General features: G+C 69.9%; 11 protein-coding genes. 10 read left to right on the top strand and 1 reads right to left on the bottom strand.

Annotated elements, in window-relative coordinates:
- Positions 1-22 precede the first annotated feature (22 nt).
- Together cobN and ACIRJP_RS05445 are read left to right on the top strand one after the other, a co-directional pair.
- The gene (gene cobN / locus ACIRJP_RS05450; protein WP_404168396.1) at positions 23-3619 is read left to right on the top strand and encodes a cobaltochelatase subunit CobN; all 3597 of its coding nucleotides are present in this window, start codon (positions 23-25) and stop codon (positions 3617-3619) included.
- 157 nt (positions 3620-3776) lie between these two features.
- A complete protein-coding gene (locus ACIRJP_RS05445) occupies positions 3777-4013 on the top strand; it encodes a hypothetical protein (RefSeq protein WP_266727314.1) in 237 nt (78 codons plus the stop codon).
- Between the two features lie 359 nt (positions 4014-4372).
- Here ACIRJP_RS05445 and ACIRJP_RS05440 read toward each other — a convergent pair whose 3' ends face one another.
- Positions 4373-5383, bottom strand: a complete 1011-nt coding sequence (locus tag ACIRJP_RS05440) for a hydroxyacid dehydrogenase (RefSeq protein WP_404168394.1) — start codon at positions 5381-5383, stop codon at positions 4373-4375.
- Between the two features lie 588 nt (positions 5384-5971).
- Here ACIRJP_RS05440 and ACIRJP_RS05435 point away from each other — a divergent pair.
- From ACIRJP_RS05435 to ACIRJP_RS05400, 8 genes are all read left to right on the top strand, one after another.
- The gene (locus ACIRJP_RS05435) at positions 5972-7219 is read left to right on the top strand and encodes an ABC transporter substrate-binding protein (RefSeq protein ID WP_404168392.1); all 1248 of its coding nucleotides are present in this window, start codon (positions 5972-5974) and stop codon (positions 7217-7219) included.
- Positions 7216-8178, top strand: coding sequence for a carbohydrate ABC transporter permease (locus ACIRJP_RS05430; protein ID WP_404168390.1), 963 nt, complete (start codon positions 7216-7218; stop codon positions 8176-8178). The genes ACIRJP_RS05435 and ACIRJP_RS05430 overlap by 4 nt, the downstream gene beginning before the upstream one ends.
- Positions 8175-9041: a carbohydrate ABC transporter permease gene (locus ACIRJP_RS05425; RefSeq protein ID WP_404168388.1), complete on the top strand. Its 867-nt coding sequence runs from the start codon at positions 8175-8177 to the stop codon at positions 9039-9041. Before ACIRJP_RS05430 ends, ACIRJP_RS05425 begins: the two co-directional genes overlap by 4 nt.
- A gap of 109 nt (positions 9042-9150) precedes the next feature.
- Positions 9151-10476: an alpha-L-fucosidase gene (locus ACIRJP_RS05420; RefSeq protein ID WP_404168386.1), complete on the top strand. Its 1326-nt coding sequence runs from the start codon at positions 9151-9153 to the stop codon at positions 10474-10476.
- A 47-nt stretch (positions 10477-10523) separates the two neighbouring features.
- Positions 10524-11957: a polysaccharide lyase 6 family protein gene (locus ACIRJP_RS05415; RefSeq protein ID WP_404168384.1), complete on the top strand. Its 1434-nt coding sequence runs from the start codon at positions 10524-10526 to the stop codon at positions 11955-11957.
- Positions 11958-11986: 29 nt separating this feature from the next.
- The gene (locus tag ACIRJP_RS05410; protein WP_404168382.1) at positions 11987-13414 is read left to right on the top strand and encodes a chondroitinase-B domain-containing protein; all 1428 of its coding nucleotides are present in this window, start codon (positions 11987-11989) and stop codon (positions 13412-13414) included.
- Positions 13415-13559: 145 nt separating this feature from the next.
- Positions 13560-14390 carry a sugar phosphate isomerase/epimerase family protein gene (locus ACIRJP_RS05405; protein ID WP_404168380.1) on the top strand — a complete coding sequence of 277 codons (831 nt, stop codon included), beginning with the start codon at positions 13560-13562 and terminating at the stop codon, positions 14388-14390.
- Positions 14391-14458: 68 nt separating this feature from the next.
- Complete coding sequence (locus tag ACIRJP_RS05400) at positions 14459-15169, top strand: SGNH/GDSL hydrolase family protein (RefSeq protein ID WP_404168378.1); 711 nt, start codon at positions 14459-14461, stop codon at positions 15167-15169.
- Positions 15170-15318 lie beyond the last annotated feature (149 nt).

Here is a 15318-nt window from a genome sequence, read left to right as displayed (position 1 = left end):
CCCGAGGAAGGCCCGACGCCGCATGATCCTGCTCCTGTCGACGTCCGACACCGACCTGCTCAGTGCCCGCGCCTCGGACGGCCCGGTCCCCTACCGCTACGCCAACCCCTCCCGGCTGCCGCTCCAGGACCTGCCCGAGCTCCTCGACGGCGCCGACCTGGTCGTCGTCCGCCTCCTCGGCGGCGTCCGCGCCTGGCAGGACGGACTCGACCAAGTCCTCGCCACCGGGCGCCCCGTCGTCGTCCTCACCGGCGAACAGGCCCCCGACGCCCAGCTGATGGCCGCCTCCACCGTCCCCATCGGCATCGCCGCCGAGGCCCACGCCTACCTGGCCCACGGCGGACCCGCCAACCTGGACCAGCTCGCCCGCTTCCTCTCCGACACCGTCCTGCTCACCGGCCACGGCTTCGCACCGCCCGCCCCGGCACCCTCCTGGGGCCCGCTGGAGCGCACCGCCTGCCGCACCGACGGCCCGGTCGTCGCCGTGCTCTACTACCGCGCCCACCACATGAGCGGCAACACCGCGTTCGTGGACGCCTTGTGCACCGCAGTCGAGGACGCGGGCGCCCGCGCGCTGCCGCTGTACGTCGCCTCGCTGCGGACCCCCGAGCCCGAGCTCATCGAAGCGCTGCGCGCCGCCGACGCGATCGTGACCACCGTCCTCGCCGCGGGCGGCACCCGGCCGGCCGAGGCATCGGCGGGCGGCGACGACGAGTCCTGGGACGCGGGCGTCCTCAGCGGCCTCGACGTCCCCATCCTCCAGGCCCTCTGCCTCACCGGTTCACGCACCGACTGGGAGGACAACGACGAGGGCGTCTCCCCGCTCGACGCCGCCAGCCAGATCGCGGTCCCCGAGTTCGACGGCCGGCTGATCACCGTGCCGTTCTCCTTCAAGGAGATCGACGAGGACGGCCTGCCCGCGTACGTCGCCGACACCGAGCGCGCCGCCCGCGTCGCCGGCATCGCCGTGCGCCACGCCCGGCTGCGCCACATCCCTGCCGCCGAGAAGCGGATCGCGCTCGTGCTGTCCGCGTACCCGACCAAGCACTCGCGGATCGGCAACGCCGTCGGTCTCGACACCCCGGCCAGCGCCGTCGCCCTGCTGCGCCGACTCCGCGACCAGGGATACGACTTCGGTACGCAGGAGGTCCCCGGCCTCGTGTCGGGCGACGGCGACGAGCTGATCCGGGCCCTGATCGAGGCCGGCGGCCACGACCAGGAGTGGCTCACCGAGGAACAGTTGGCCCGCAACCCGGTCCGCATCCCGGCCGCCGACTACCGGCGCTGGTACGCGACCCTCCCGGCCGAGCTCCGTGAAGCCGTCGAGCAGCACTGGGGCCCCGCCCCGGGCGAGATGTTCGTGGACCGGTCGAGCAACCCGGACGGCGACATCGTGCTCGCCGCCCTGCGCCGCGGCAATCTGCTCGTCCTCATCCAGCCGCCGCGCGGCTTCGGCGAGAACCCGATCGCGATCTACCACGACCCCGACCTGCCGCCCTCGCACCACTACCTGGCCGCCTACCGCTGGATCGCCGCCTCCGCCGACGACAACGGCTTCGGCGCCGACGCCATGATCCACCTCGGAAAGCACGGCAACCTGGAGTGGCTGCCCGGCAAGAACGCCGGCCTCTCCGCCGCCTGCGGCCCCGACGCCGCCCTCGGCGACCTGCCGCTGATCTACCCGTTCCTGGTCAACGACCCGGGCGAGGGGACGCAGGCCAAGCGGCGCGTCCACGCCACCCTGGTTGACCACCTCGTACCGCCGATGGCACGGGCCGACAGCTACGGGGACATCGCCCGCCTCGAACAACTCCTGGACGAGCACGCCCAGATCGCGGCGATGGACCCGGCGAAGCTCCCGGCGATCCGCGCACAGATCTGGACCCTCATCCAGGCCGCCAAGCTCGACCACGACCTGGGACTTGAGGACCGCCCCGAGGACGAGGGCTTCGACGAGTTCATCATGCATCTCGACGGCTGGCTCTGCGAGATCAAGGACGCCCAGATCCGCGACGGCCTGCATGTGCTGGGAGGCGCCCCGGCCGGCGCCGACCGGGTCAACCTCGTCCTCGCCATCCTGCGGGCCCGCCAGATCTGGGGCGGCACCGCCTCCCTGCCCGGCCTGCGCGAGGCCCTCGGGCTCGACGAGTCCGCCGCGACCCGCGTCACCGCCGACGAGGCGGAGGAGCGGGCCCGCGCACTGGTCCAGGCGATGGAGGACGCCGACTGGTCCGCGGACGCCGTCGCCGAGGTGGCGGCCGGGCACCCGCGGGCGGTCGCCGACATCCTGGCTTTCGCCGCCCGCGAGGTCGTCCCGCGGCTGGCCGCCACGACCGACGAACTCGACCACGCCCTGCACGCCCTGGACGGCGGATTCGTTCCCGCAGGGCCCTCCGGCTCCCCGCTCCGCGGCCTGGTCAACGTCCTGCCGACCGGTCGCAACTTCTACTCCGTCGACCCCAAGGCCGTACCCTCGCGCCTCGCCTGGGAGACCGGCCAGGCCCTGGCCGACTCGCTCCTGGAGCGCTACCGCACCGACAACGGCGACTGGCCCACCTCGGTCGGCCTGTCCCTGTGGGGCACCAGCGCGATGCGCACCGCCGGTGACGACGTCGCCGAAGCTTTCGCCCTGCTCGGCGTCCGCCCGGTCTGGGATGACGCCTCGCGCCGCGTGACCGGGCTGGAAGCGATCCCGCCGGCCGAGCTCGGCCGGCCGCGCATCGATGTCGCCCTGCGCATCAGCGGCTTCTTCCGCGACGCCTTCCCGCACACCATCGGCCTGCTCGACGACGCGGTCCGCCTCGTCGCCTCCCTGGACGAGCCGGCCGAGCAGAACCACGTCCGCGCCCACACACAGGCCGACCTGGCAGCCCACGGCGACGAACGCCGTGCCACCACCCGTATCTTCGGTTCCCGCCCCGGCACGTACGGCGCCGGTCTGCTCCAGCTCATCGACTCCCGCGACTGGCGCACCGACGCGGACCTCGCCGAGGTCTACACGGTGTGGGGCGGCTACGCCTACGGCCGCGAGCTCGACGGCCGCCCGGCCCGTGAGGAGATGGAGACGGCGTACAAGCGGATCGCGGTCGCGGCCAAGAACACCGACACACGCGAGCACGACATCGCCGACTCGGACGACTACTTCCAGTACCACGGCGGCATGGTGGCCACCGTCCGCGCCCTGCGCGGCACCGCCCCGGAGGCGTACATCGGCGACTCCACCCGCCCCGAGACGGTCCGCACCCGCACCCTGGTGGAGGAGACCTCCCGGGTCTTCCGCGCCCGGGTGGTGAACCCCAAGTGGATCGAGGCGATGCGGCGGCACGGCTACAAGGGCGCTTTCGAGCTGGCCGCCACCGTCGACTACCTCTTCGGTTACGACGCGACGACGGGCGTGGTCGCCGACTGGATGTACGACAAGCTCACCGAGACGTACGTCCTCGACCCGACCAACCGGGAATTCCTCCAGCAGGCCAATCCATGGGCTCTGCACGGCATCGCGGAACGCCTCCTGGAAGCGGAGTCCCGCGGCATGTGGGCCAAGCCCGACCCGGCGATTCTCGACGCCCTGCGCCAGGCATACCTGGAGACGGAGGGCGACCTGGAGGGCGAGGACTGACTCCCGGGGGCCCGGCTCCGGACCAGCGGTCGGTCACCGGTGTCCGGGCCCCGGTGCGTCACCCCATTGCCCCAGGTAGACGCACTGTTCAGCGAAGGGGCGTTACCCGTCCTGCCGCCGGGCATAGTGTCGCCCGTGGCGTGGAAGCGATCTACGCATGACCGAAAGTGCTAGTCCATACATCTCGTCGGCCCGGATCACCGTGCTCGCGGTGCAGCCCGGTGACCCGCCCTTCCGCCTCGTGGAGATCGACGGGGAGGTGGTGAGCGCGGCAACCTCGATGGTGGATGTGCTCGCCGCCGCCTCGGCCGCAGGAATCAAGGTCCATGACCTCGACGACCCGACTGTCGTGCGGTGGGTGGGGGGTGGCAAATTCCATTGGCGGCCGCACTGAGAGTTGTCGCGCGGCGGCCCCGCGGGTCGGGCTGCGGGTTCGACCCCGCCGCCCGACCCCCGGCGGCATCTCGGCGGGGTGCCTACGATGGTCCGCGACCACCGTCCGAAAACCCAACGCGCGGAACCGGCACACGGAAACCCGAGAACCAAAGCCCGAGGCCCAACACCCGGGCCCAACGCCCAGAACCGAGACCCGCCACCCGGACCTCGGCTCGCGAGCACAACATGACAACCCACGAGCGCGTCACAAACCGGGGCCGACGGATCAGCCGGGCCCCGAACTCTCCCGTCCCGCGCTGACGTTCCACGCACGTTTCGCTGACGTTTCGCTGACGTTCCTGGCCTGCGGTCGCCGCCTCAGGCCAGCGAGGCGGCGCGGGCGGGGTCGATCGCGTGCTGGAGAGGTCGGTCATGTATAAAGCGTCGGAGTTCGTCGAGCACAAGCTCTCCGAGGCGATGGCGTTCGGCCCCGAGGGCGCCGCCCAGGTGGGGTGTCAGGACGACGTTGGGAAGGGTGAAGAGTGGCGAGTCATGGGCGGGAGGCTCCGGGTGCGTGACATCGAGTACGGCGGTGAGGTCGGGTCTGGCGTGCAGGACCTGCGCCGCGGCGGTCTCGTCGATGAGCGCGCCGCGTGCGGTGTTGATCAGCGTCGCGCCCGGCCCCAGGGAATTCAGCAGCCGTGCCCCGATCGTGCCGCGGGTCTCGGGCAGGAGGGGCGCGTGGAGGCTGACGACATGGCAGGTGGCGAACAGCTCCTCGATGCAGACCAGCCGGACGCCCGCCTGCCGGGCGGTTTCGGGGGAGGCGAGGGGATCCGTGGCGAGGACCTCGACGTCGAACCGGCCGAGGTGGGCCGCGACGAGACGGCCGATGTGCCCGAGCCCGAGCAGGCCCACGCGTGACCGGTAGGCCCCCGGCACTTGGGGGTTGTGCGGGAAACGGCGGCTGCTCGCGACCTCCCGGGCGATGCGATGCACCTGCTTGAGGCCCAGGAGCACCTGGGCAAGAGTGAACTCCGCGACCGGGACGGCGTTGGCCGCGGCCGCGGAGACGATCGGGACGCCGCGTGCCCAGAAGGCCGGCGTGGTCAGGTGCCGCACGGAGCCTGCGGCGACGAAGACCGCCCGCAACCGGGGGGCACGCGCGAGGAAGGCGGCATCGAGCACGGGCGCGCCCCAACCCGTGAACAGGACATCGACCTGTCGCAGCATGTCGGGATCCTCGTCGAGCTGCTGCCGGGTGAGGGGTGGACCCTGCAGGTGTACGAGACGTTCCACTTCGGCTAGGACCTCGCGGGGATAGACGTCCGCCCTGCGTTCCTCCTCCATGACCAACAGGGCTGTCGGTGTGCGGGCCGGCTCGTTCATGACGTTCGCTCCTCGGCTCTTCGCTGACAGGCAGTCAGTGATTCCACTCGTGATCCCTGATCGGGCACGTGTGGAAATGTCTGACTCGGTGTTGAAGATTGACGTGGCTTGTTCGTTGCCTGGTCGGTGTGCTTGCAGGCACGATACATCGGATGATTGAGGAGTCCTCGGATGAAGATCGGTCACCCGGAACTCGTCGAACGGCAGGCTTTCGTCTTCACCTGCCAACGGTGTGCGGCCGGTCCATCGGTGCGCCAAGCAGCGAAACCGGTGGTGTGCCAGGGTTTTTCGTCAACTGCTCCGGTCGCGTCCCGAGGTGGCGGACGGTGGGGGAGGAGCGTGAGGACCGGTACGACAAGGCTGTTGTGGGCCATTGCGAGGGTTTTGTATTCATCGGACTATTGACCAAGGATTCGGACGCCGTTAGCGTCCCCAGCAAGCGCTTTCCAGGCCAGCTGTGACCAAGCGCTTCCAGGCCAGCTGTGATGCGGCGAAACAGGAGTTGTCATGCAGAGATCGCGGTGGATCGGTGCGGGTGTTATCGCTTCCGCACTTGTCCTCACCAGCTGTACATCAGGGCCTGCGGGAGTGGACGCCAAGCAGAACTCGAAGGCACCGCTCGAACTGTGGACCCGGACGACACCGGGCGGCCCGGGAGAGCAGGGAGCACTCAAGCTCGCCGCCGCCTTCGAGAAGGCCACGGGCTACAAGGTCAAGGTCACGGCGATCTTCGACGACTTCGAGACCAAGCTCCAGCAGCGGGCCGCGCAGAAGAAGCTCCCCGACATCGTCATGAACGATGTGACGCAGCTCGGCGCCATGCACAGCCAGGGCCTGCTGAGGGAGATCGACCTTGACAAGCTCAAGAACGCCGAGCAGATCGTCGGCCAGGGGCTGGACTCCGGCAAGAGCGTGGACGGCAAACAGTTCGGCATGCCTTACTCGGCGCAGGCGTCCGCGCTGCTCCTCCGCAAGGACTGGCGGGAGAAGCTGAAGCTCGAAGTCCCGCAGAGCTGGGACGACTTCGCCGCGATGGCGGAGGCCTTCACCACCAAGGACCCCGACGGCGACGGCAAGAAGAACACCTACGGTCTCGCCGCACCGCTGTCCACCAAGCGCGGATACGCCTCCTGGTACTTCTCCAACTTCCTCTGGGCCGCGGGCGGAGACTTCATCACCGACGCCGGGGGCGGCAAGTACAAGCCCGCGATGACCACGAAGGAATCGGTTCAGGCCGTGCAGTGGTTCCGCGACCTCGGCTGCAGGAACAAGGTCATCCAGCCGGGCGCCGTGACCATGGAGACCCCGCCCACCAACGAGACGTTCGAGGCGGGCCGGACCGGCATGTTCGTCGTCGGCCCGTACCTGCTGCCCCGCTTCGACGAGACCCTCGGCAAGGACAAGTACGAGGTCGTCCCGATGCCCAAGGGCCCGAAGGACGCCACCGTGCTTGCCGAGGGCGGGTCCATCTACCTGATGGCGGGCTCCGAGAACATGGCGGGCCAGGACGCCTTCGCCGACTACGCCATCTCCGCCGAGGGCCAGAAGACCGGGATGGAGGGCGACACCGGATTCACCGTGCAGCTGCCCGTCAACAAGACGGTGGACATCTCCGAGGTACGTCCCGACCCCCGCTGGAAGACCTACGCCGAGGTCTACCGGAGCGCCGGCCGGTACGCGCCCTCCATCCCGAACTGGACACCCGTCCGGCAGACGACCGCGGAGACCGTCAGCGCCCTGATGGCCGACTGCGACCTGGACACCGGGACCAAGCTCAAGGAGCTCGACAAGCAGCTCGCCGACATCCTCAAGGAACAGGGAATCGCCGCGTCATGAGTCTTGACCAGGCGGACCCGGCCGTCCTCCCGGCGGCCGGGCCCGCCACCCGGAAAACGGGCCGCGCGGCCACCGGCCGCCGCGGGCACGACCGCCGGGCCGGCCGGTGGTGGACGCCATGGCTGTTCCTGGCCCCGGCACTGCTCCTCTTCCTGTACTTCAAGTTCATCCCCATGGTCAGCGCTTTGACCATGTCCTTCCAGGATGTCCAGCCCTACCTCGGCAACAGGTGGGTCGGCACCGAGAACTACTCCACGGTGCTCCAGTCCGACGGCTTCCGTGAGGCCGCCTGGCACACCGTCGTCCTCGCCGCCGGACAGACGGCCGGCTCGATGGCCCTCGGCCTCGCGCTCGCGCTGCTGATGGAGGGGCAGGGCCGCAGGCTCGGATTCGTACGCTCCGCGGCGTTCCTGCCGGTGGTGGTGCCGATCGCGGTCGTCGCCGAACTCTGGCGGATCATGTACCACCCGACCGAAGACGGCATGCTCAACTCCATCCTCGGCCTGGTGGGGTTCGGCCCCTCGGGATTCATCAACGACCCGGACACCTCGATGGCCTCCATCATGCTCACCGGCATCTGGAGGGGCGCCCCCTACGACATGATGATCTTCCTCGCCGGTCTCACCAGCGTGGACCGCGGCCTGTACGAGGCCGCGAAGGTCGACGGCGCCTCCAGGCTGCAAAGGGTCTGGCATGTGACGGTGCCCGGACTTCGGTCGGTGTTCTCGATCCTGTTCATCCTCGCCGCGATCCGCGGACTGCGCGTGTTCACCGAGGTCTTCCTGCTCACCAACGGCGGGCCCGACGGCTCCACCGAGGTCGTGATGACCCTGATCTACAAGCTCGGCCTCGAGCAGAACAGACTCGGCGTCGGCGCGGCGGGAGCCGTCCTGCTGTTCATCGCGACGCTGATCCTGACAGTCGTCGTCCACCTGCTGCGACGGAGAGAGAGCAAATGAACGCGCCGACCGAGACCGCGCTGGGCCTGACGGAGAGCCGCAGTCCGGGCGGGCGGATCCTGAAGGCCGTCACCTACCTGCTGGTCCTTGTCGTCTTCGCCGGCCCCCTGCTGGCCCTGCTGGTCAGCGCCTTCAGCCACGTCAAGGACCCGACTCAGCTCAGCGTCATCCCCTCGGGCGCCACTCTGGACAACTTCCGGGTCGCCTTCGACCAGGGCGTGCTCGGGTACCTGCTGAACTCGTTCTTCGTGGTCGGCTTCGGGCTGCTGCTCCAGGTGGCCGTCTCCGTCCTCGCTGGGTACGCACTGGCCAGGAGACGCTTCCCCGGGATGACGCTGGTGCTCGTCGCCATCCTCGCCACGCTGATGCTGCCCGAGGAGATCCTGGCCCTCCCGCTCTCCTTGATCCTCTCCGATCTGCCGGTCGTCCACTTCAACCTCATCGGCACCCTGGCCGGAATGATCGTCCCGCTGGGCGCCTGGGGATTCTCCATCCTCGTGATGACCGAGTTCATGAAGGACGTGCCGCGCGAACTCGAAGAGGCCGCCCGCATCGACGGCGCCGGCGACCTGCGCATCTTCGCCCAGATCATCCTGCCGATGTGCAAGCCCGCCCTCGGGGTCATCGGGGTCTTCGGCTTCACCATGATCTGGGACCAGTACCTGCTGCCCCTCCTGGTCTCCACGGACTCCTCCTCGTACACGCTCCCGCTGGCGCTGCGGACCCTGCGGATCGACCCCGCTGTCACCCCCGGAGTGGTGATGGCCGCCTCCCTGCTGGCCCTGCTCCCCTCCGTGATCGTCTTCCTGTTCTTCCAGCGTTCCTTCGTGCACGGTCTGTCCTCCGGCGCCCTCAAGGGCTGACCCGGCAGACCGTCCGCGCGCGAATCTCCCCCGCACGACCCGTACGACCAGCCCTCCGGCGGCAGCGCACAGAACACGCCACCGGACGCCGACGACAAGGGATGCCCCCATGACCCCGAGCGCCGAGACCCAGGTGCCCGCGCCCGCCGCCCCGGACACGACCTGGTTCACCACCGACCGGTTCGGCATGTTCGTCCACTGGGGCCTGTACTCGCTCGCCGCGCGGCACGAATGGGTGAAGAACCGGGAGAAGCTGACCGACGAGCAGTACCAGGTCTACTTCGACCACTTCGACCCCGACCGCTACGACCCGGTCCAGTGGGCCAGGGCCGCCAGAGCGGCGGGCATGCGCTACGTCGTCCTGACCACCAAGCACCACGACGGCTTCTGCCTGTGGGACAGTGCCCTCACCGAGTACAAGGTCACCAACACCCCGTACGGCCGGGACCTCGTCGGACCGTTCGTCGAGGCCTGCCGGGCCGAGGGGCTCAAGGTCGGCCTCTACTACTCCCTCATCGACTGGCACCACCCGTCCTTCCCGGTGGACGGCACCCATCCGCAGCGCGACGACGAGGAGTTCAAGGCTGCGGCCGCCGACCGCGACATCCGCGACTACCAGCGCTATCTGCACGGCCAGGTCCGCGAACTGCTGACCTCCTTCGGACGCATCGACTACCTGTTCTTCGACTTCTCGTACGCGGGACGCACCTGGTGGGGCGGCAAGGGCCCGGACGACTGGGACTCCCCGAAGCTGCTGGAGACGGTTCGCGAACTCCAGCCGCACATCCTCGTCAACGATCGGACCGGCCTGCCCGGCGACTTCATCACGCCCGAGCAGTACCAGCCCTCCGGCCCCATGACCAAGGACGGCCGGCCCGTGCTGTGGGAGGCGTGCCAGACGCTCAACGGGAGCTGGGGCTACGACCGCGACAACCTGGACCACAAGAGCGCCGACCTGCTGATCCGCATGCTCGTCGACGGCGTGTCCAAGGGCGGCAACCTGCTGCTCAACGTCGGCCCGACCGGCCGCGGCGACCTCGAACCGCGCGCCATCGCCGTCCTCGGCGAGATCGGCCGGTGGATGGACCTGCACGAGCGGTCGGTCCGGGGCTGCGGCCCGTCCCCGTACACCGCCCCGCCGGAGTGCCGCTACACCCAGCGCGGCGACCGGCTCTACGTCCACCTGCTCGCCTGGCCGCTGCGCCATCTGCACCTCCCGGGACTCGCCGGCCGGGTGCGCTACGCCCAACTGCTCAACGACGCCTCGGAGATCATCCAGGTCCACATCGACCCGGACCGGCCCGCCATGAACACGGAAATGGGCGGGCAGCCCGCCGGAACGCTCACTCTCGAAATCCCCGTCCAGCGCCCCGACACCCCGGTGCCGGTCATCGAGCTGTTCCTGGAGACCCCGGCAGACCGGGCCGGCGGCTGACACCGGTCCGGCCCCCCTCGATCCACCACCACACTCACGGAGGCACCATGCAACGCCGCACGTTTCTCATGGCTTCCGCGGCAGGGGCGGCGCTCGCCGTCGCCCCCACCGGCCCTCTCCCGACCGCGCGCGCGGTGGCGGCCCCGGCCACCGTCGGTTCGCTGGACGAACTCCAGGCCGCCATCGACGGGGCACGGCCGGGCACCCGGATCGTCGTGGCCGACGGCACCTACACCGTTGCGCCGGACCGGCCCCTGACCATCCGGGACAAGCAGGGCACCGAGCGCGCGCCCATCACCATCGTCGCCGGCTCCCGCGGCGGCGTCGTCCTCGACGGCGAACACAGCTTCGTCCTCGACGCGTCCAGCCACATCACACTCAGCGGCTTCTCCTTCCGCCAGAGCAGCACCCTGGACATCCCCCCGAACTGCTCACACATCAGGCTGACCCGCAACGACTTCCAGCTCGCCGACATCGAGGGCCTGCACTGGGTGATGGTGCGTGCCGACGACAGCAAGGTCGACCACAACCACTTCCACGGCAAATCCACACTCGGCATCTACCTCGGGATCGAGGGCGCGGGAACGGAGGAGATGGCCCAGCGCGTCCATGTGTTCAGGAACTACTTCTCCGACCACACCTTCACCGGCTCCAACGGCGGAGAGCCGATCCGGCTCGGCGTCAGCCCCCGGGCACTGTCCAGCGCCCACGCCGTCGTGGAGTACAACCTGTTCGAGCGCGCCAACGGCGACCCGGAGGCCATCTCCGTCAAGAGCTCGGACAACGTCATCCGGCACAACACCATCCGCGACAGCCTCGGCGGAATCGTCCTGCGGCACGGCAACCGAAACCGGGTGGACGGCAACTACCTCGTCGCCGGCACGGAAGGCGTACGGATCTACGGCAACGACCATGTGATCGTCAACAACCACCTCGCCGGTCTCTCCGGCCGGGCCATGGTGATCGGCAGCGGTTCGGAGCGCGACCACCTGCCCGGCGAGTCGCCGGAAGCCCGCCGCGGCAACGACGCACCCGACCGGGTCCTCATCGCGTACAACACCCTGGCCAACAACAAGGGCACGCTCTCCGGCGAGAGCCAGCGCCCCCACGAGCCGCGCGATGTGACCGTCGCGGACAACCTGTTCGTCGGGGACTCGGGCGAGCTGGTCGCGATGGCGAACACCGTGCGGTTCAACTGGTCCGGCAACATCCTGTGGGGTGCCGCCACCGACGGCAACATTCCTTCCGGCGGTGGCACCCGCGTCGACCCGAAGCTGCTGACCGGCCCGGACGGCATCGCCCGGCCCGGCGCGGACAGCCCGGTGATCGACGCGGGCACGCTGCGGCGGCCACCGGTCACCCACGACATCGACGGAGAGCCGCGCGGCCGGCACCGGGACGTGGGCGCGGACGAGTACTCGCACCGGCCGCCCCGGCGCGGACCACTGACCACGGCCGACGTCGGCCCCGACGCCCGCTGACCAGATCCCCCCACAACGCAGGAGGCACCATGCAACGACGCACGTTCCTCAGGGGTACCGCGGTGGCAGCACTCGCCGCCGTTCCACTCGGCACCTCGATGTCGGTCGACGCCTCGGCGGCCGACAAACCGGTCGGTTCCCTGGGCGAACTCCAGAGCGCGATCAACGCCGCCGTACCCGGCGACCGGATCATCCTGGCGGACGGCACGTACACCGTGCCGTCGGGGGGCGCTGTCAATGTGTCCGGCAAGAACGGCACCAGCGCCGCGCCGATCACCATCGTCTCCAAGTCCCGCGGCGGCGCGGTGCTGCGCGGCGAACGCAGCTTCGTCTTCGCCGATTCGAGCAACATCACCGTCAGCGGTTTCGCCTTCCGGCAGAGCACCACGCTGGAGATTCCGGCGAGCTGCTCGTCGATCCGGCTGACCCGCAACGACTTCCAGCACGTGGACACCGGCGACCCGTACTGGGTCGTCGTACGGGCGAACGACACGAAGATCGACCGTAACCACTTCCACGACAAGACCACCGCCGGCATCTTCCTCGTCGTCGACGGCCCCGGCTCGACCGACATGGCCCAGAACATCCAGATCCTCAGGAACCACTTCTCCAACCACAGTTTCGCCGGGGACAACGGGGGGGAGTCGATCCGGCTCGGCGTCAGCGGACGGGCGCTGTCCGGCGCCCACGCGGTCGTGGAGTACAACCTGTTCGAGCACGCGGACGGGGACCCCGAAGCCATTTCGGTGAAGTCCTCCGACAACACCATCCGCTACAACACCATCCGCAACAGCCGCGGCGGGATCGTGCTGCGGCACGGCAACCGCTCCAGGGTGGAGGGCAACTACCTGATCGGCGGCAGCGAGGGCGTACGGCTGTACGGCAACGACCACGTGATCGTCAACAACTACCTCAGCGGCCTGTCCGCGCGGGCCCTGGTCGTCGGCAGCGGCACCACCCGCGACCACAACTCCGGGGAGACGCAGAACGAGCGGCGGGGCAACGACGCCTGCGACCGCGCGGTGATCGTGCACAACACCCTGATCGGCAACTCCGGCACGCTGTCGGGCGAGACCCGGACGTACGAGCCCCGGGACGTCGTCATCGCCGACAACCTGCTGGTCGGCGATTCCGGCAGCCTCGTAGCGATGGGGACGACCACCGGCTTCACCTGGCAGACCAACATGCTGTGGGGTGCGGCCGCCAACGGCAACATCCCTTCCGGCGGTTACACCCGCGTCGACCCGAAACTGGTGACCGGCACGGACGGCGTCGCCCGGCTGTCGGCGGGAAGCCCGGCGATCGGCGCGGCCACCCTGGCAAGCCCCGCCGTGGCAGACGACATCGACGGTGACACCCGGGGCGGTACGCGGGACATCGGCGCCGACGAGTACTCGACCGCGCCCGCGCTCCGCCACCCCCTCACGGCCGCGGACGTCGGTCCGAACGCATCGTGAGGTGACACCGGTGGTGACGGCACCACCGGTGAGACGGTCGCTTCGGTGGAGCCCGGCCGCAGGCCGTTGCCGGGCTCCCATGGCAGGGCGGGGCACCGTCGCGCAGAGGAGGACCGCCGCCAGGCGGACGAAGGAAGGGAACACCGTGACAGGCAGCGAGACCCGGGACCGGGCCCCTGGCACCACCGTGACCAGACCCGGATTGTGCTCGGTCACCTTCCGGCAGCTGCCGGCTGCCGAGGTCGCACGCCGGGCCGCGGACGCGGGCCTCGAAGCGGTCGAGTGGGGGGCGGACGTGCACGCACCCGCGACGGAACCCGACATGCTCCGCGCCGCCCGCGAGGCCGGCGACAGTCACGGGCTCACCTGCTGTTCGTACGGCTCCTACTTCCGCGCCACGCAGGACGAGCTGGCCGCGTTCCCCTGGACCGCCCGTGCCGCGGTACTCCTGGGGGCGCCACGGGTACGGGTCTGGGCGGGTGGGGCCGGATCGGCGGCCGTCACACCGCAGGAGCGGGGCGCAACCGTGGACTGTCTGCGGGAGGCGGCCCGGATCGGCGCGGACCACGGGCTGGAACTCGCCCTGGAGTTCCACTCCAGGACCCTCACCGACACCGTCGACTCGACGCTCCGGCTGCTGGACGAGGTCGGCGAGGACAATCTCCGTACCTACTGGCAACCGCCGCTCGACGCCCCCGACGACGAGGCGCTGGCTGGGCTCTCGCAGCTCGTCGACCGGGTCAGCGCGGTACATGTCTTCTCGTGGTGGCCGGGCAACCGCCGGCTGCAGCTGGCCGAGCGTGCGGAGCTGTGGACCGGGGTCTTCGACCTGTTGAACGAACGGCGCGTCCCGATGGACGCGCTGCTGGAGTTCGTGCCCGGCGACGACCCCGAGGTACTGGCGCACGAGGCCGCGACGCTGCGGCGCGTGGCAGGTCACCGCCGGGGGCCGCTGCCCCAGGACGTGCTTCAGTAAGGCACCGGCGTACGAGGCACACTCGACCAGCGGCCACCGACCCACCACACCACCGTCAGGACGGCACCATGCCCATCGAGGACAAGCGCATCAAGGACAAGCACAACGTGGAGATGCACATCACGGGGACGCACATCAAGGAGACGGACACACTCCTGTTCATCGGTGACTCAATCACCGACGCGGGCCGCGACCGTACGGACTTTGCATCGCTCGGCAGCGGATACGTCCACGAGATCGCCCGGACCCTGCACGACCGGGCGAGCGGCGGACCCGGGCCGGCCGTCATCAACAAGGGCCTCAACGGCAATCGCGTGTACGACCTCGAAGCCCGCTGGACCACCGACGTCATCGATCTCCGGCCCACCGTGGTCACCGTGAAGATCGGCATCAACGACACCTGGCGGCGCTACGACCACGGAATCATGAGCCCGGTCGACGAGTTCGAGGCCTGCCTCGACCGCCTCCTCGCGGACACCGCGCGGAAGCTGTCCGCCCGGCTGGTCGTCATCACCCCGTTCCTGCTGCCGGTCACCGCGGAACAGGAGGACTGGTTCGAGGACCTCACGCCCCGTACGGAAGCCGTCCTGCGTGCCGCGACGGCCAACGGCGCGCGACTCGTTCGCGCGGACCTCGCGCTCGGCCGCGCCGCCGAGCGGCACGAGGCCGCGGAGCTGGCCCGGGACGGTGTCCATCCGAGCCCTGCCGGCCACCGGATCATCGCCGATGCCTGGCTCGACGCGGTCGGCTCCGCCGCCGCTCCGGACCCGCGACGGTAGAGCCGTCGGCGGCGCGGCACACCCTGGGCCTCTCCCTGCTCGCGGAATTCGCGGAGCGGGGGGAGGCCCATTTGCACATCCACGGACTCCGCATGTCCGTCGATCTGTGCCGAATCGCTGCAGCGCAGGGCGCGGGCCGGGCAGAGAGC

It is taken from the genome of Streptomyces sp. NPDC102437 (assembly GCF_044765565.1).
Classification (GTDB): domain Bacteria; phylum Actinomycetota; class Actinomycetes; order Streptomycetales; family Streptomycetaceae; genus Streptomyces.
The sequence above is the reverse complement of the archived record's forward strand: the minus strand, read 5'-3'. Positions and strand labels throughout refer to the sequence as shown.